The organism is Streptomyces sp. NPDC031132, from assembly GCF_055570595.1.
On record NZ_JBVIGX010000012.1, the window covers coordinates 143,248 to 160,500 of the forward strand.

At 70.9% G+C, this 17,253-nt stretch carries 15 protein-coding genes; 10 read left to right on the top strand and 5 right to left on the bottom strand.

The window, feature by feature from the left end; translation table 11 throughout:
- Positions 1 to 296: 296 nt before the first annotated feature.
- From ACZ49B_RS20120 to ACZ49B_RS20130, 3 genes are all read left to right on the top strand, one after another.
- Complete coding sequence (locus ACZ49B_RS20120; RefSeq protein WP_468307574.1) at positions 297 to 1,352, top strand: COX15/CtaA family protein; 1,056 nt, start codon at positions 297 to 299, stop codon at positions 1,350 to 1,352.
- 465 nt (positions 1,353 to 1,817) lie between these two features.
- Positions 1,818 to 2,039 (top strand): hypothetical protein, encoded by a 222-nt coding sequence (locus tag ACZ49B_RS20125; RefSeq protein ID WP_468307577.1) that lies wholly within the window; start codon positions 1,818 to 1,820, stop codon positions 2,037 to 2,039.
- Between the two features lie 483 nt (positions 2,040 to 2,522).
- Complete coding sequence (locus ACZ49B_RS20130; protein WP_468307580.1) at positions 2,523 to 3,017, top strand: hypothetical protein; 495 nt, start codon at positions 2,523 to 2,525, stop codon at positions 3,015 to 3,017.
- A gap of 135 nt (positions 3,018 to 3,152) precedes the next feature.
- Here ACZ49B_RS20130 and ACZ49B_RS20135 read toward each other — a convergent pair whose 3' ends face one another.
- The 4 genes from ACZ49B_RS20135 to ACZ49B_RS20150 all read right to left on the bottom strand — a co-directional run bounded on the left by ACZ49B_RS20135 (position 3,153) and on the right by ACZ49B_RS20150 (position 8,075).
- On the bottom strand, positions 3,153 to 4,670 hold the full coding sequence (locus ACZ49B_RS20135; RefSeq protein ID WP_468307583.1) for an ABC transporter ATP-binding protein: 1,518 nt from the start codon (positions 4,668 to 4,670) through the stop codon (positions 3,153 to 3,155).
- Complete coding sequence (locus ACZ49B_RS20140) at positions 4,667 to 5,512, bottom strand: ABC transporter permease (protein ID WP_468307586.1); 846 nt, start codon at positions 5,510 to 5,512, stop codon at positions 4,667 to 4,669. The genes ACZ49B_RS20135 and ACZ49B_RS20140 overlap by 4 nt, the downstream gene beginning before the upstream one ends.
- Positions 5,509 to 6,399 (bottom strand): ABC transporter permease, encoded by an 891-nt coding sequence (locus tag ACZ49B_RS20145; RefSeq protein ID WP_468307769.1) that lies wholly within the window; start codon positions 6,397 to 6,399, stop codon positions 5,509 to 5,511. The genes ACZ49B_RS20140 and ACZ49B_RS20145 overlap by 4 nt, the downstream gene beginning before the upstream one ends.
- Positions 6,400 to 6,518: 119 nt before the next feature.
- The gene (locus ACZ49B_RS20150; protein WP_468307588.1) at positions 6,519 to 8,075 is read right to left on the bottom strand and encodes an ABC transporter substrate-binding protein; all 1,557 of its coding nucleotides are present in this window, start codon (positions 8,073 to 8,075) and stop codon (positions 6,519 to 6,521) included.
- Positions 8,076 to 8,458: 383 nt separating this feature from the next.
- Here ACZ49B_RS20150 and ACZ49B_RS20155 point away from each other — a divergent pair, with 383 nt between their 5' ends.
- The 5 genes from ACZ49B_RS20155 to ACZ49B_RS20175 are packed head-to-tail and all read left to right on the top strand — an operon-like array spanning position 8,459 to position 14,394.
- A complete protein-coding gene (locus tag ACZ49B_RS20155; RefSeq protein WP_468307590.1) occupies positions 8,459 to 9,454 on the top strand; it encodes a TauD/TfdA family dioxygenase in 996 nt (331 codons plus the stop codon).
- A gap of 33 nt (positions 9,455 to 9,487) precedes the next feature.
- The gene (locus ACZ49B_RS20160) at positions 9,488 to 10,513 is read left to right on the top strand and encodes an ornithine cyclodeaminase family protein (protein WP_468307593.1); all 1,026 of its coding nucleotides are present in this window, start codon (positions 9,488 to 9,490) and stop codon (positions 10,511 to 10,513) included.
- A complete protein-coding gene (locus tag ACZ49B_RS20165; RefSeq protein WP_468307596.1) occupies positions 10,510 to 11,874 on the top strand; it encodes a type III PLP-dependent enzyme domain-containing protein in 1,365 nt (454 codons plus the stop codon). The genes ACZ49B_RS20160 and ACZ49B_RS20165 overlap by 4 nt, the downstream gene beginning before the upstream one ends.
- Before the next feature lie 49 nt (positions 11,875 to 11,923).
- Positions 11,924 to 12,952, top strand: a complete 1,029-nt coding sequence (locus tag ACZ49B_RS20170; protein WP_468307598.1) for a cysteine synthase family protein — start codon at positions 11,924 to 11,926, stop codon at positions 12,950 to 12,952.
- A gap of 2 nt (positions 12,953 to 12,954) precedes the next feature.
- The gene (locus tag ACZ49B_RS20175; RefSeq protein ID WP_468307601.1) at positions 12,955 to 14,394 is read left to right on the top strand and encodes an MATE family efflux transporter; all 1,440 of its coding nucleotides are present in this window, start codon (positions 12,955 to 12,957) and stop codon (positions 14,392 to 14,394) included.
- Positions 14,395 to 14,472: 78 nt separating this feature from the next.
- Here ACZ49B_RS20175 and ACZ49B_RS20180 read toward each other — a convergent pair whose 3' ends face one another.
- Positions 14,473 to 15,657: a zinc-dependent alcohol dehydrogenase gene (locus tag ACZ49B_RS20180; RefSeq protein ID WP_468307604.1), complete on the bottom strand. Its 1,185-nt coding sequence runs from the start codon at positions 15,655 to 15,657 to the stop codon at positions 14,473 to 14,475.
- A gap of 257 nt (positions 15,658 to 15,914) precedes the next feature.
- On the opposite strand from ACZ49B_RS20180, the gene ACZ49B_RS20185 reads away from it, so the two are divergent.
- Both ACZ49B_RS20185 and ACZ49B_RS20190 read left to right on the top strand, forming a co-directional pair.
- The gene (locus tag ACZ49B_RS20185; protein WP_468307607.1) at positions 15,915 to 16,541 is read left to right on the top strand and encodes a flavodoxin family protein; all 627 of its coding nucleotides are present in this window, start codon (positions 15,915 to 15,917) and stop codon (positions 16,539 to 16,541) included.
- Between the two features lie 289 nt (positions 16,542 to 16,830).
- Positions 16,831 to 17,097, top strand: coding sequence for a protealysin inhibitor emfourin (locus ACZ49B_RS20190; RefSeq protein ID WP_468307610.1), 267 nt, complete (start codon positions 16,831 to 16,833; stop codon positions 17,095 to 17,097).
- The last annotated feature ends 156 nt before the right edge of the window (positions 17,098 to 17,253 follow it).

Genomic DNA, 17,253 nt, shown 5'->3' on the forward strand with positions numbered 1-17,253 from the left:
CATGATGAAGTCGCACTTCTCGAACGGCTGATCGGAAGTCTCACGCCAGACCGAAATTACCGGCCACCGGAACACCTCGCTGGATCTTCGCGAACCGTGGCCGGATCCGGCCGAACACGGTCTGCGAACACGAGCGCGGCGGCGAAGCCCTCCTCCACCCGCGCCGCCTCGCGCGGGGTTTCCGCCCGTTCTTCCGCTCCCTATCGTGCGACGCCCCGTCAGGCCGGGGTGAACGCGCGGCGTAGGCTGGGGTTCCGCGCCACGGCACGTAAAAGCGAAATACAGGAAGGCCGATCGTGCGAACTCCCCTCTCCTGGCTTGCCGACAGGTACTCGCTCGGCGCGAGAAGCGTCAGACTGGCCGCCCTGGGTTCGGTCGTGGCGAGTATCGCGATCATCGTGACCGGTGGAATCGTCCGCGTCACCGGCTCCGGTCTCGGCTGCACCGATTGGCCCATGTGTACGGGAGAGACGCTGGCCCCCACTGCGGAAATGGGAGTGCACGGCGCCATCGAATTCGGGAACCGGCTCCTGACCGGGGCGCTGTGCGCGGTGGTGGGCTGGGTCATCGTCACCGCACGCCTCCAGGAAAAGCCGATGCCCGCGGTGCTGCGCGGAGGCTGGGCGCAGTTCTGGATCGTCGTGCTGAACGCGGTCGTCGGCGGAGTGACCGTATGGATGCGACTGAGCCCGTACATCGTCGCCGCGCACTTCCTCGCCGCCACACTGCTGCTCACCGCCGCGGTGTACACGTGGCACGCGGCGTACGCCGATGCCGGTGCCGGCGGTGCTGAGGGTGGCGCGGTGGGCGAAGGTGACGAGAGCAGCCAGGGCGGCGAGAGCGGCCGGCCCTGCGTGCCGGCCCCGCTCGCGCCGCGGCCCGCGGCGCGGATCCGGTCGCTGTCGGCGGCCCTGGTCGCGGTGACGTCCCTGCTGGTCGTCGTGGGTACGCTCGCCACCGGTTCCGGACCGCACGCGGGTGACTCCTCCGACGTGGCGCGCATGCCGTTCAACTGGACGGCCGTGACGGTCGTCCACAGCGTGCTGGCCGGGGCGGTCCTGACCCTGGCCGCAGTGCTGCTGTCCGCGCTGCGCCGGGACGGCTTTGGTGCCGCGCGCCGCAAGGCCGCCGTTTTCCTCGCCGTGCTCCTGGGTCAGGGCCTCGTGGGGATCGTGCAGTCGCTGACGGCCCTGCCCTCGCTGGTCGTGATGCTCCACCTGCTGGGTTCGGCGCTCGTGTGGACGGGCGTACTTCAGGTGCACTTCACGGTCAAGAGGGCCTCTTCGGGTCATTCGGGTCCGCTGGACGGTGCGGCGCTGCCGCGTGTGCGGGGCGCCGCGACGCACGCCTGATGCACCGCGGGAAGGCATCTCCCGTCCCGCTTCCGCCCGTCCCGCTTCCGTCCGTGCCGCGACGTGCGGCACACCGAAGTGCCGACGTACGCCTCGGGTGCCCGAATCCACGAACGAGGTGACGGGACGACACCAGCGCGCGGGAGCCCGGTCGTTGCGTGCAGATCGGGGGCAACCGGGTTGGGGCTGCGAGCAGGGAGCGGCAGCCGGCCTGTCCCTCAGACCACCTGCCGGTCCACCAGCGCGACGACGCCCTGGAGCCCGGGGTCTGAGTACGGTGCGCACCTGCCGGTGAGTAGGCAGACGGGTGTGACAGACCTGCTGACCGTGTTGGATCAGGGCATGAACCCAGCCTCTCCTTCTGCGACGACCCCGGCCCAGGCGATGGCCACAAGTAGAGACCGTTCTCGCTTCTGGGCCGGCTTGTCGGCCGCACTCTTCATCCCAGCTGTCTTGGCGGCAGTCATGGTGACCCTGACGTTCTATCGGCCGTCGGGCTGCGCGACGTCCGGGGAGCAGTGCGCCGAGGGGCTGCCCGGGTGGGTGTTCGCTTGGGGCGTCGGCATCGGCGCCGTGATGTTCGTGGTCGCCTTGGCGGCGCCCGCTCTGCGCGTACGACAGGTCGCGCTCGCCGCGCAGCTCCTCGCGGAGTGCACGGCGCTGCTGGTGGTCCTCAGCTACGCCTGAGTCACCGCCGGCCACGTCGCCGCCTGCGCCGGTCTCGCTCCCGCGACCCGCAGTTCCGGGTCCTCCCTCTGCCCGGGCTCGATCAACGCTCAGCGGGCATCGGACAGACAACTCGGATACGGGCGCGGAAGCGTACTGCCGCGAAAGCCGGACATCCAGGGATGAGGCAGATGTAAGCCGCATCCCGCCCCAGCCGGGAGCCGGAGGATCGGGGGCGGCGTGCAGGTCGCCGGCCAGTGTGCTTCGGAGTGGGCCTGCGTGGCTGCGCGCTTGCGCAGGGTCCGGGGCCGTCCGTGTCCGAGCTGTGAGCCCGCATTGACGCCAGGCGAGATTTAGGTAAGCCTTACCTCGCCTCTACGTGGGTTTGTGCAAGCCCACCGTCATACCCGCCCTCGGAGTCCTCCCATGCTGTCGCCCGCTGCCGCCTCGGTGCCTGCCAGAACGCCTTCCCGTCCCCTGGGTCTGTACGACTCGTGGTGGACCGTGGCAGCAGCCGGCCTGGTGGCGATGTTGGTTCTGACGGCAGGGTTGTGGTTCTCCGTCCACGTGCGCACCGACCAGACACTGCACACCACCGTGCTCTTCGTCCACCTCGCCTCGCTGATACTCGGCTTCGGCGCGGTGCTCGCCGCCGACTACCACGGCCTGCTGTGGGCCACCGGCCGCTGCTCACTCGACGAGGTCATCTCCGCCACGTCCCGGCTCCACGTCCCGATCTGGGCCGGACTGGGCGGCCTGGTCGTGAGCGGGCTCATGCTCCACCCGGACCTCCATTCCCTGCTGACCCAGGCGAAGATCGCGCTGGTGGGCCTGCTCACCCTCAACGGTCTCCAGGCGGGCCTTCTCGGCCGCCGCCTCGCCGAAGCCACCGGGCCGGTCGGTCGCGGGCTGATGGCCTGGGGTGGCGCCACGGCGCTCCTGTCCCAAGCCTGCTGGTGGGGCGCCGTCGCGATCGGGTTCCTCAACACCAACCGCTGACCGGGTCGGACGCCCTGTGCCCTCCCGCGCCCTCCGCGGCGGCCTGCTCGTCACCGCCGGGTGCGTCCTGCCGGCCGGGCCGACGCCCTGCACACCAGGACCGAAGTCGCCCGGAGCAGGGCGCCCTGACCAGGGTCAGGCTGTCGGCAACAGCTCGCGGGTGGGGCCGTACGCGGTGAGGCGGCCTCCGTGGAGCAGGTGGACCGTGTCGGTGTAGGCGGCGACCAGGTGCAGTTCGTGGGAGACGAGCACGACCGTCATCCGCTGCTCTGTGTTCAAGCGGGTCAAGAGGTCCATCACGGACGTCGCCGTCCCGGGGTCGAGTGCCGAGGTGATCTCGTCGCACAGCAGGACGTCGGGCGCGGTGGCCAGGGCGCGGGCGATGGAGACGCGCTGGCGCTGGCCGCCGGAGAGTTCCGTCGGATGGCGGGCCTGGAAGCCGGTCGGCAGCCCCACCTGTTCGAGGAGTTCCGCGATCCGGGCGGTGCGGCCGGCTGCGGTGAGGTCGGTGTGCAGGCGCAGGGGGCGATCGAGTTGGGCGCGGACGGTGCGTGAGGGGTTCAGCGCGTCGAGGGGGTTCTGGGGAACGAGTTGGATGCGGCGCTGCTGGGCGCGGTGGCGCTTGCGTGCGTGTGGGGCCAGCGGGTCTCCGTCAAGGGTGAGGGTGGCGCGGTCGGCCCGGTGCAGTCCGGCCAGGACCCGCAGCAGGGTGGTCTTGCCCGAGCCCGAGGGGCCCACGATCGCGGTGCGGCTCCCCGGCTCTGCGGTGAAGTCGACTCCGGACAGTGCCTGCTGGACACCTGCGCGGCTGCGGAAGGCGACGTCGACGGCGTGCGCGGTGAGGCCTGCGGCCGCCGGCGCCGACTGCGGGTCGGGCCTGCCCTCGTTCTCGTCGCCGGTGTCGCGGGGCCTGCGAGGACGGGGGACGGAGGGTGCGCTGAGCGATGCCGTGTCGTCCGCGCAGGCGGCGACGAGTTCGGGGTCGTGGCACGCCATCACGATGGCCAGGCCGTGGCCGGAGGCGAGATGGCGCAAGAGCCCGGCCATCTCGTCGCGCAGCGCCGAGTCGAGACCGGCGGTGGGCTCGTCCAGCAGCAGGATCTCCGGGCTACGGGCCAGCGCGCGGGCGAGCGCGACACGGCGTTGCTGCCCGCCGGACAGTGCGGTGGGCCGCCGGTCGGGCAGGCCGTCGTCGACGGGGAGCCGGACTTCGCGCAGGAGTTCCAGGACGGCCTTGCGGTCGAGGCGGCCGGGTGCCGTCTCGGCGACGAGGTCGCGCACCTTCATCCGGGGGTTGAGGGCGGAGCCGGGGTCCTGGCCGACGTAGGCGAGGCGGGTGCGGCGCAGCAGGCGCAGTTCCTCGGCGGTCAGGGCCGTCGGGTCGTGTCCGAGGACGGTGAGCGTGCCGCCGGTGACGCAGGCGCCGTCGGGGAGGTGTCCGGTCAGGGCGCGCAACAGGGTGGTCTTGCCGGAGCCCGAGGTGCCGGTGAGGGCGGTGATCCGGCCCGCCGTGACCGTCAGGGTGGCCGCCCGCAGCAGGACAGGCCCGGCGGGGATGCGGATTTCGAGCCCGGTGGCGGCGGCCAGCCGTGTGTGCACACCGGTGGCCTCGCCGGTTCCGGCAGTGGCGGCCTGCTGTGCGGGGGTGTTCATGAGGTGGTGACCGCCTTGCGTACGGAGCGGGGCGCGAGGGAGGTACAGGCGAGGTTGACGCTGATGGCGAGGGCGGCGATGGCCAGGCTGGGGGCGATGACGGCCCAGGGGTTGAGGAGGATGCCCGGGGCATTCTCGCGGATCATCAACGCCCAGTCCGCGGCCGGGGGTTGGGGGCCGATCTGGAGGAAGGCGGCCATGGAGATGACGTACACGGCTTCTACGAAGCGCAGGCCGAACAGCGCGGCGACGGTGGAGCGCAGGTTGGGCAGGATCTCCCGCAGCGCGATGTGGCGCAGGCTTTCCCCACGGGCGAGGGCTGCTTCCACGTATCCGGCGCCGGCCAGCGGGGCCGCGGACGCGGCGACGATGCGTACGGCGTAGGGGGTGCCGAGGACGATGGCGGCGCCTGTGACGGCCCAGCGCCCGCCGCCGGGCCAGGCGAGGGCGATGAGCATGATGCCGAGGACGGGCGGCAGGAGGATCGAGACGTCGGCGGCGCGTTCCACGGTGCGGCCGAGGACGGGGTGCAGGACGGCGAAGCAGCCGATGACCACGCCGGCCAGGGTCACCAGTACGGACACGAGGGCGGCACTGCCGATCAGTATGGTGCCGCCGTGCAGGAGCCGGGACAGGACATCGCGTCCGAGCTGGTCGCCGCCGAGCGGGCCGTCGTCGCCCGCGGTGGCGTACGGGGCGTACACGGGGGCGTCGAGGGGGTGGGCGGCGAGCAGGGGTCCGGCCACCGCGAGGGCGATCAGTACCAGGGCGGGGACGAGGGCGGGCCGGAAGCGGCGGGTGCCGGCCTTGGCGGGTGCGTCTGCAAGGGTGCCGGCGGTCATGGGCGGTCTCCCAGGGTGCGGGCGCGTACGAGGTCGGCGGCGAGCAGGACGAGGCTGATGGCGGCGCCGGCGCAGACGACGACTCCGGCGATGAGCGGGGTGTCGCGGGAGGCGACGGCGCCGGCCAGGACACTGCCGATTCCGGGGTAGTTGAAGAGCGTCTCCACCACCACGGCACCTCCGAGGAGCATGCCGGTGGATGTCGCCATGCCGGTGGCGATGGCAGGTACGGCGCCGGGCAGGGCGTGGCGCAGCACCACCCGGTGAACCGGGAGTCCGTCGAGGTGGGCGGCCTCCACGTGGGGCGTACGGGCCTGGTCGGCCAGCGCCCCTCGCACGATGCGGGTGTTCCAGCCGGTCTGCGGGATGACCAGGGCCAGGACCGGCATGACGAGCATGGTCCAGTCGGCGGGGGATCCGTCGGCACCGGTGAGAGTGACGGCGGGCAGCCAGCCCGTCCACAGTGACAGCACCAGGAGCAGGCCGACCGCGACCACGAACTCGGGGACGGCGAAGGCGGCCGTCGCGGTGTGACCGATGACCCGGTCGGCGAGGCTTCCGGGACGGGAGGCCGCCCAGCAGCCGAGGGCCAGGGAGGCGAGCACGGTCAGGACGAAGGCGGCCGCGCCCAGCGCCAGGGTGTTGGGGAAGGGGTCGGTGAGCAGGTCGGTGACCTCCTGTCCGCGGGCCGACGTGCCGAGGTCACCGGTGGGCAGGGCCGTCGTCCAGTCCCAGAAGCGTTCCCACACGGGCCGGTCCAGACCCAGCAGGTGACGCCGGGCCTCGACGTCGGCCGCGCTGTCCCCGCGTTCGGAGCTCGCGCTCGCGGCGTCTCCCGGCAGCAGTTCCACCGCCGCGAAGACCAGACCCAGGAGGACGGCCAGCATCAGAACACGGCGCGCGAGAGCGCCGAGCACGTGCGTCGCGGTGGCGAGGCCTCGGCGCGGCGTGGTGGCCGCCCCCGCACCTGGGGTGGGGACGGCCGCCGTGCTTTCGTCCTTGTGGCTCAAGCCAGCCACACGTTCTCGAGCTGGACGCGGCCGTAGCCGGCGAGCTTGGGCAGGTTCTTCACCTTCGCGGCCGCCAGGTCGATGCCGTCCGCCATGCCCCACAGCAGGTAGCCGGACTTGTCGAACTCGATCTGCTGCAGCTCCTTCAGCGCCTGGGCGCGCTGCGCCTCGTCGGCGGTGCCGATGACCTTGCGGTAGGCGGCGTCGAAGGCCGCATCCGCCCAGCCCGCCTCGTTCTGTCCGGCCTCGCTGACCATGGTCTTGGAGGCGAAGAACACCACCGAGTCGTTGGTGCCCCAGTAGGTGGTGTAGAAGTCGCCCGCCTTCCAGGTCTTGTCCCAGAACGCGCCCGACTCCTGCTTGACCACGTTGATCTTGATCCCGGCCTCGCGGGCCTGGTTCGCGAACAGCGTGGCCGATTCGGCGAGGCCTGGGATGTCCTCGGTGGTCACGAGGTCATAGGTCTTGGAGAGGTCGAAGTCGGCCTCGGCCAGGAGCTTCTTGGCCTTCTCGAGGTCCCGCTTGCGCTGCGGGATGTCCTTGGCGAGGTCGGGGTCGCCGGTGCCCATGACGTCGTTGGCGACGGTGCCGTAGCCGGAGAGGACCTGCTTGACCATGGCGCCGCGGTCGACGACCAGGCGCATGGCCTCGCGGACCCGGACGTCGGCGAAGGGGCTGCCGGTCGCGGTGCGCATGATGATCGGCATCGCCATGTCGTTGGGGCGGCGCAGGACCTGGACGTCCTTGCGCGTCTGTGCGGTGCGGGCGGCCACGGCGCCGACGTTGGAGGCGACGTCGATCTGTCCGCTCAGCAGGGCGTTGGCCATGGCTTGGGGGGTCTCGAACATGGTGACCTCGATGGCGTCGAGGTTCACGGTGCCGCCGTACCACTTGTCGTTCTTGACCAGACGGGCGTTGCCGCCGCGGTACCAGTCGAGCTTGAAGGGGCCGGTGCCCGGGGCCTTCTCCAGCGCGCTGTCCGCCGTGTCCTTCTTCAGGACGAAGGTCGTCAGGCGGGTGAGGAGCGGGAGTTCGGCGTTGGCGTAGTCGGACACGAGGACGACGGTGTCGGTCCCCTCGGCCGTGATGCTCTCCGCCTCGATGCCGGGCAGGCGGGCGGCGCCCGAGGGGGTGTTGCGCAGCCGGCGCAGGGACCAGACGACGTCCTCGGCGGTGACCGGGCTTCCGTCGTGGAAGGCCGCACCCTTGGCGATCTTGAACTTCCAGGTCTTCAGGTCCGCCGACGGCTCCCACGAGGCGGCCAGGCGCGGGGCGGTGTTCGGCTTGGCGCCGGGCACGGTGAGGGTGTCGTAGACGAGGGCGATGACGAGGTAGTCGCTCTCGTTGCTCTGAGTACCGTGCGGATCCCGGGTGATGGCCCCTGCGCGGCCGAGAGCGCCGATGCGGAGCGTGCCGCCCGGCTTGGGCTTGGCGTCGTCAGCGGCGGCGGGCTTGGACGAAGTACCGGAACCGCCGCCCGAGCATGCCGCCAGCAGGGCGGCCGCGCTCATCGCTCCGCCGGCCCACAGCACATGGCGCCTGTTTAAGTTCACGTACGTCCTCGATCCACGTTCAGAGCACACTGGAAGTTGCTTAGGTTTGCCTACCCTAATGACAACCATGGCCGCAAGAGGTGCGGGCGGGATGGAACGGATGTCTGAATTTCAACGCCGCATCAGCTGGTTTTGAATTGCATGGCGACACGCGGCTATTGACACTCCGTCAGCTCCAAGGGTGACCATTTAGTAAGGTTTGCCTTACCTAATTTTAGTGCTAGCGTTCGGAGCGTTCGCCGGTGGAAGCAGCTCGACGCCGCCCTCAGTGCGCGGCCGATCAGTCCCGCCCGTCATGTTCTCGCGGCCCGTTGGGCGCGCCTGATGAACCCGGCCCACCCAGCCGATCTCCCCCTGCCCTCCCACGGAAACGGAATCTTGCCATGAGCACGGCAACCGCCCCCGTCCGTCAGCTCGACGCCCGCAGCGTGGACGAACTCTGCCGGGAGGCGGACAAGATCCTCGCCGAATTAGGCACGTCAGCGACGTCGCCCGCGCTGCTGGAACGGGTCGCCGAGCGGGCAGGCGAACTCAGCGACGCCCTGCGCGAGCACTGCCGGCCCGTAGACACCGCGGACGGGCTGTTCGTCCTGCGCGGTCTGCCCCTGGACGACGAAGCGGTCGGCCCCACCCCCTCCAGCTGGGCCACCGCCGGAGACAGCGGCGCCTTGTACGACATCGCACTGCTGCTCCTGGCCACGGTCATGGGCAACCCCATCGCCTGGGAGGGCCAGCAGGACGGGCGTTTCGTCCACAACATCCTCCCCTCCCCCGGCCACGAGACCGAACAGACCGGCGCCTCCAGCACAGTGCTCCTCAGCCCCCACACCGAGGACGCCTTCCACCCCGGCCGCGCCCACCTGCTGATGCTCGGCTGCATGCGCAACCACGACAACATCGCCACCACCGCAGCCAGCATCCGCAAGGCCCGCCTCGCCGACGCGGACGTGGACCTCCTGTCCCAGCCGGTCCTGCCGATCCTCCCCGACGACGCCTACGAAGCGGCCCAGGGCTTCGCCGACCAGGCCCCGCCGCCGGTACCCGCCCTGTTCGCCGCCGACGAGGGCATGACCCTGCGCTTCGACCCCGCCTACACCCCCCTCTACGACGCCGGCGACGACTACCGGGCCGCCTACCACCGGCTTTCCGCCGAACTGGCCCACGTTTCGGTCGCCGTGTCCCTGAGCCCGGGCGAGATCCTGGTCGTCGACAACGACCTCGTCGTCCACGGCCGCGTCCCCTTCCAGGCCCGCTACGACGGCACCGACCGCTGGCTCAAGCGCGCCTCCGTCCGTGTCCCCGGGCGCCGTACGCGCCCTCTCGCCGAGGCCGCCGAGCACGGCTACGGTCAGGCCGCTCTCGAAGCGCACGCGAGCTGAACACCCGCCCCCGCACCGGAGGAGTCACCTCTCATGACCGACACGACGGCCGCCCCCATCGGCACCCCGTTATCGGGCGACGACACCCACCTGCGCATCCTGTCCACCTCCGACCTCGCAGGGATCGACATATCCCTGGCCGACGTGGTGGACACCGTGGAGGGCGCCTACCGCACCCTGCACGCCGGCCAGTCCGACAACCCCCGGAAACTGACCGTCAAACCGCAGGACGGACACTCGGTCTCCTACGCCATGCTCGGCCGCGACGGCACCCGCAACGTCGTTGCCATCAAGACCAGTTACAAGCACGGCCTGGACAAGGGCCGTGCCGATCAGCACTACTACACCTCGCTCACCCTGTACGACGACGTCACAGGCCTGCCGGTCGCGATGATGGACTGCTCCCGGATCGGCTCGCTGCGCACACCGGCCGTCTCGGCCCTCCTGGCCCGCGAGTGCGCGCCCCCCGGCACCCGGTCCGCTCTGGTCATCGGGACGGGGACTCAGGGACGGCTCGCGCTGCCGTTCCTGCTCACGACGCTCCCGGACCTGGACCGCCTCATGCTCTTCGGCACGCACTCCGAGGGCATCGCCGCCGTCCGCGAGCAGCTGCGTACGCACTTCCCCGACCGTGACGTGGAGGTCGTCACCGACCTGCGGGCCGCCGCGGGCGACGCGGACGTCATCGTCGCCACCGCCGGCGGGCACACCCCCGCCGCCGTCGAGTCGACTTGGCTCAAGCCCGGCGCGCTGACGATCCTCGTCGGTCACGGGCTGGCTCCCTCCACCCTGCACCGCGCCGACCGCATCATCGCCACCAGCGAGGCGCAGATGAACGTGACCGGCACCGACATGGCGGACGCCGAAGGCAAACTCCCGGCCGTGGACGACGAGTTCCCGCCCATCGTCGCCGGACTGACGGCCGGGCGGCACAGCGCGCAGGAACGAATCTTCGCCTACAACAGCGGCCTCGTCGTCACCGACATCGCACTCGGGCACCGTTTCGCCCAGCTCGCCCTCGCCCAGAACCTGGGCACCGAGGTACCGCTGTGGCAGTGAACCCGACGGCTTGGCCCACCTTGCCGGTCCACCCGGACCCGGCGGCCGACCGGGTACTGGAGTCCGGGCTGCTGCCGGAGCTGGCGCATGCCTTCGGCGGTCCGTTCCACTTCCTGCTCCCCGACGCCTTCGACTCCAATCTCGCCGCCATGCGCCAATCGCTGGCCGTGGCGGGGGTGGACGGCTTCGTGTACTTCGCGAAGAAGGCGAACAAGGCGGCCGTGTTCGTCGAACGGGCCGCCGCCGCAGGGGCCGGTGTGGACGTGGCCTCCGCCGCCGAACTGTGCGAGGCCCTCGGCCACGGTGTCCGCGGTGAGCACCTCGTGCTCACCGGGCCGGCCAAGGATCCCGCCCTGCTGCGGCTCGCCGTTCAGCACGGCGCGCTCATCGCCATCGACGCCCTCGACGAACTCGACACCCTCCTCACCGGTGTCCTGTGCGGCCGGGTCCGTCCGGCCCGGATCCTGCTGCGCGTACTGCCGCCCGAGCAGCCGCACAGCCGGTTCGGCATGAACGACGCCGAGCTCACCACCGCCCTGGAACGCTGCGTCCAGGCCGGTGACGCCGTACGGATGGAGGGCTTCAGCTTCCACCTGTCCGGCTACGCGATCCAGCCCCGCGCCGACCTCGCCGCGCACCTGGCGGACCTGTGCCTCAAGGCCCGCGTCCAGGGACTCGAGGCCGGGCGGGTCAGCATCGGCGGCGGCCTGCCGATCAGCTACACCGACGCCGACAGCTGGCACGCCTTCCTGGAAGGGCACGACAAGCGCCACTACCACGCGGGCAAGGCCTTCCACACCTCCGACTTCTACCCCTACCACTGCCCCAGGCCCGGCGCCCAGGCCCTGGCAGCCCTCCTCGCCGCCCGGCCGGACGGGCGCGAGCACGCTCTCGCGGACATCCTCAAGGACGCCGGTGTCACCCTGCTCCTGGAACCGGGCCGGGCCCTGCTGGACCGGGCCGGCGCGAGCGTGTTCACCATCCAGGGCGTCAAGGACCGCGACGGCTACCAGCTCCTGACCGTGGACGGGACCAGCCTGAGCCTGTCCGAGCAGTGGTTCAACAGCGAGTACCTGCCCGACCCCCGCCTCGTCTCCCAAGACGCCGATGCGCCGGCGGGCCTGTATCCGGCCAGCGTGGGAGCGGCGACCTGCCTGGAATCGGACATGCTCACCTGGCGCAAGGTCGGCTTCCCCCGCCGCCCCCGCGTGGGCGACCTGCTGGTCTATCCGAACACGGCCGGCTACCAGATGGACTCCAACGAGTCCCCCTTCCACGACTTGGCCCTCCCTCCCAAGGTCGTCATCGACCGCACGGAGGGCGACCGGCCGCGCTGGCGCCTGGACCGCCACTTCACCTGAGCGCGCAAGCGCACCTCCACGCCGTCCCCACGATTTCCTGGAGTCATCGATGTCCGGAGCCCTGCAGCGGCCCGCCGTGGTCTCCCGCGTATCCGACCTCATCGGGTTCACGCCCCTGCTGGAACTGGCCACCTCCGAAACCGGCAGCCGACTGCTTCTCAAACTGGAGATGTTCAACCCGACCGGCACCGCGAAGATCCGCATGGCCCGTGCCATGGTCACCGCCGCCGAGGAAGCCCGCGAACTGCGCCCCGGCGGCCGGATCATCGAGTCCACCTCGGGCAACACGGGCCTCGGCCTCGCGGTCATCGCCGCGGAGCGCGGCTACACCTTCACGGCCGTCGTCGACAACCACGCCTGCGTCGACAAGCTCCGCGGGATGAAGGCGCTCGGTACCGAGCTGGTCTACGTCGTCGACGACGGCACGGAGGAACTCGCGACCGCCGCCCGCGAGGAACTCGCCGCGCAGATGGCCCGGGGCCAGGACAACACCGTCTTCACCGAGCAGCACAACAACCCCGCCAACGGCGTCGGCTACTTCCCCGTGGCCCACGAACTCGTCGAAGCCCTCGACGGGAAGATCGACGTCCTCGTCGCCGCCGTCGGCACGGGCGGAGCCCTGTTCGGCACCGCCCGCGAGCTCGGCAAACTCATCGACGGGTTCAGCGTCGTCGGCGTCGAGCCGAAGGGCTCCATCGCCTTCGGCGGCCCCGCCCACGACTACCACCAGTCCGGCACCGGTACCCCGGAGGGCGCCGAACTCGGCGCCCTGGTCGACTTCGACCTCCTCGACGAAGGCGTCAAGGTCGGAGACGTCGAGGCCTTCGCCACCTGCCGGGCGGTCGCCCGCACCGGCCTGCTGATCGGGGGCTCGGCCGGTGGCGTCGTCTACGAAGCTCTGACCCGCCTCGGCTCGCTCCCGCCGGGCAGCACCATGGTCGCTCTCGTCAACGACGGTGGCGAGAAGTACATGGACACCGTCTTCAACGACGAATGGATGCGCGAACGCGACCTGTTGAGGCCCGACACCGAGCGGGAAGTGGACGAACTCCTCACCAAACTCCGGGGGAACCGGTAACCATGCTGACCATCCTCCTCCGCGACAGCCGCGCCCTCGCAGCCCTGGCCGTCCCCCTGATCCTGACCCAGCTCGCCCAGGTCGCCCTCACCACCACCGACACGATCATGATGGGCTTCCTCGGCACCACCGAGCTCGCCGCCGGCGGACTGGCCATCGTCATCTTCAACCAGCTCCGCACCATGGGCGTCGGCCTGGTCACGTCCGTCGGCAACCAGATTGCCGCCGCCGCGGCCCGCGCCGAACAGCGGACCGACAGGGACGAGGACCAGAACCAGGACGCTGCCGGCACGGGCGTCGACTCAGAAGGGGCTTCAGCGCACGAGGAAGTCCGGGCGATCGTCCGGGCGAGCATGGCCGTGGCCACCCTCGCCGGCATCGTCGGCGCCGTCCTCATGATCCTCATAGGCCGGGCCCTGTCCCTGCTCGGCCAGGACGAGGCCGTCGCCGACCTCGCGCAGAACGTCCTCTACGCCCTCGCCCCCGGACTGCTGCCCTGCCTGTGGTTCCAGGCCGTCCGCCAGTTCACCGTCGGCATGCGGCGCCCCCAGGCCCTCCTGCAGATCACCATCGCCTCGGTCGTCGTCAACGCGGGCCTGAACTGGATCCTCATCCACGGCGCATTCGGCCTGCCCCGGCTCGGCCTGACCGGCGTCGGCATCGCCACCTCCACCGTCCACCTCCTGACCTTCTTCGCGCTCTACCTCTCCGCGAAGAAGGACAAGGAGCTCGCACCGCTGCTCTCCCTCAACATGGCCAAGGTCGATCCCGCCGTGGTCAAGCGCCTGATCGCCCTCGGCATCCCGATCGCCGCGACCTACGGATCCGAGGCCGGCTTCTTCTCCCTGACCGCCCTGATGGCCGGTTCGTTCGGCCCCGACGCGCTCGCCGCCCACACGGCGGTCAACCAGCTCGTCTACATCGTCTTCCAGGTCGCCGTCGGCCTCTCCCACGCCGCGTCCATCAACGTCAGCCGCGAACTCACCCTCGGCAACCACGACGACGCCCGCCGCATCAAGAACACCGCGCTCGCCTGCGCGGCCGTGGTCATGGCCGTGGTCGGCGTCCTCTACGTCACCGTCCCCGCCCTGGTCCTGGCGCCGTTCCTCGACCCGGGCACCGGCCAGGCCCTCACCATCGCCACCCACCTGCTCATCGTCACCGCGTTCCTGCAGTTCTTCGACTGCGCCCAGAACATCGGCGTCGGACTGCTGCGCGGCCTCGACGACACCAAGAGCGGCTTCCGCATCACCCTCATCGGCTACTGGGCCGTCGGCCTGCCCGCCTCCTGGCTGCTGGCCTACGCCGCCGGGCTCGACACGCTCGGCATCTGGCTCGGCCTCCTCACCGGCCTCGCCACCACCGCGATCCTCCTCCTGCGCCGCTACACCCACTCCCTCGACCGACGCGAAGCAGCCGCAGCCCTCCCCGCCACCGTCTGACACCCGCCCCCCAAGGCAGGAGCGGCCGGCGGTACGAGGCTCGCCGGAGCGGATGCGCGGTGGGCCCCACCGCGCGGCTCAGGGCGAGAAGAGCACTTTGACGGCGCCGTCGCGCTTCTTCTGGAACATGTCGTACGCAGCCGGTGCCTCCTCCAGGGGCAGCCGGTGCGTGGCGAAGCCGTCGACACCCAGGGGGTCGCCGTCCGTGAGGAGCGGGAGGATGTCGCCCACCCAGCGGTGGACGTTGGCCTGGCCCATGCGCAATTGGAGCTGCTTGTCGAACATGGTGAGCAGAGGCAGTGGGTCGGCCGCGCCTCCGTACACCCCGGAGACGGAAACGGTGCCGCCGCGTCGGACGAGCTCGATCGCCGTGTGCAGCGCGGACAGGCGGTCGACTCCGGCGCGTTTCATCACGGCGGCCGCGAGGGCGTCCGGCAGGAGTGTGGTCATGCCCTGCGCGGCGGCGGCGATGCGGTTGCCGTGGGCTTCCATGCCCACGGCGTCGATGACGGCGTCCGGCCCGCGCCCGCCGGTCAGGGCGTGCACGGCGTCCACGAGTCCGTCGCCGCACTCGAGGAGGTCCAGTGTGTGGATGCCGCGTCGGCGGACGCGCTCCAGGCGCTCGGGGACGAGGTCGATCCCGATGACCGTACCGGCGCCCCGGTGGGCCGCGATGCGGCAACTCATGTCCCCGATCGGCCCGAGTCCGAGGACCACAACGCTGCCACCCGGCGGAACGGCCGCGTACTCCACGGCCTGCCACGCGGTGGGCAGCACGTCGGACAGGTAGACGAAGCGGTCGTCGGCCGGTCCGTCCGGGACGCGGACGGGCAGCTCGTTGCCGAACGGAACGCGCAGGAACTGGGCCTGACCGCCTGGCACCTGCCCGTAGAGCTTCGTGTAGCCGAAGAGCGAGGCGCCGGTGCCGTGTTCCTTGACCTGGGTCGTCTCACACTGTGAATGCAGCCCCCGGCTGCACATGAAGCAGGTCCCGCACGAGATGTTGAAGGGGATCACCACCCGTTCCCCGGGCTTCAGGGCGGTGACGTCCGGACCGACCTCTTCCACCACGCCCATGGGCTCGTGGCCCAGGATGTCGCCGGGGTCGAGGAAAGCACCGAGGACCTCGTAGAGGTGCAGGTCGGAGCCACACAGACCGGTGGTCGTGATCTTGACGATCACGTCGTCACCGTCCCGGATGGTGGGATCGGGGACGGTGTCGACGCGCACGTCCCTCTTGCCGTGCCATGTCAGTGCCCTCATGAGGTCTCCTCCGTCTTTTCGTCTCTGCCTCTTCGTCCGCCTCGGTATCGCCTGCCTTCCGCGTGCCGACCGGACCCGGTGAGGGCGCTACGGCAGCCCTTCGAACCCGATGCCGCTCGACGCTCCGGTCGCCCTTGCGAGGGGTCTGACGTCGTCCATGCCCGGCGTCTACCCGCCATCGCATCCGGAAACTGGGCTCCGTGGACATATCCGTCGAAACACGGGATGCGGCTGGTTCTCGGGGGTAGCCGGGGATCATGGACACCACATCGAAGACCCCGCTGAGCGCTGTCGCGCTCGTGTGCACCCTGTCCCCCTCCCCCGCACCCTCCAGCTCGCAGTTGCTCGCGGAGCAGACCTTGGCCGCCCTGGCCGAGCACGGCGTCACCGGCACCACCGTCCGGATCGCGGACCACGACGTGAAGCCGGGTGTGAAGACCGACATGGGCAACGGCGACGCTTGGCCCGGGATCCGCGACACGATCCTGGGCGCCGACATCCTCATCCTGTCCACGCCGATCTGGCTCGGCCACCCCTCCAGCATCGCCCAGCTGGTCCTGGAGCGTCTGGACGCCGAGCTCGGCGAGAGCGACGACGAGGGCCGCATGCTCACGTACGGCAAGGTCGCGGCGGTTTGTGTGGTCGGCAACGAGGACGGCGCGCACAAGGTCAGCGCCGACCTCTTCCAGGGCCTGAGCGACGTCGGCTTCTCCCTCGCGCCGAACGCCGTCACGTACTGGGTCGGCGAGGCCATGCAGGGCACCGACTACCAGGACCTCGACAAGACCCCGGAGAAGACGGCGGCCACCACGAAGACACTCGCCGCCAACACCGCCCACCTCGCCCGACAGCTGAAGTCCGCGCCCTACCCTCCCTCCTCCTGACACCGATCCATCCGGGTTCGACCCCCGAGTCGCGCGATGCGGAGTGAACGTTGAGGCCCGATTCCCGATCGGGGAGGGCGACTCCGCCTCCTACGGGCTGCCGAGCGTCCTGCACTCGATACACCCGGTGGTCCGGCGGCGGCCACTTTCGGACATCTCTCGCCGATGCCGTGCGCAGCGGCACATGTGGGCCTTTCGGGGGCAGGCGAGAGGGTGCCCATCCCGTGCGCCGCCTGACCCGGCCGGCCCGGCCGGCCGCACGCGGCGCTCGACTCAAGGAGGTTTCGCGATGCTGATCACCGTCACTCGTACCGGCGGTTTCGCGGGCAGGGAACGGACCGCTTCCCTCGACACGGAGTACCGGAGCGACGGCGCCGAACTGGAGCGGCTGGCCGAGCGAGCCCTGAGCGGCGAGTGCCCCCCGGCCCGGGAACCCGTGCCGGACGGGTTCAGCTACGTCGTCCACGTCGACGGCAAGCTGGTGGAATTACGGGATCCGTACCTCACCGAGGAACAACGGCAGCTGATCGCCACCGTTCTGGGCGAGGGCGCCTGACCATCCCACCCGCACGGCCGTGACCACCGGTGTGGCGGCCCGACGGGGTCCCGGGGCGGGGGCGGGGGGGGGCGGGGGGGGGGGGGGGGGAGCTTCCGGGGTGGCGCCGTACGAGGTGGGTTGGCCTCCTGGGGGAGTCTTCTTTCCCTCCTCTGT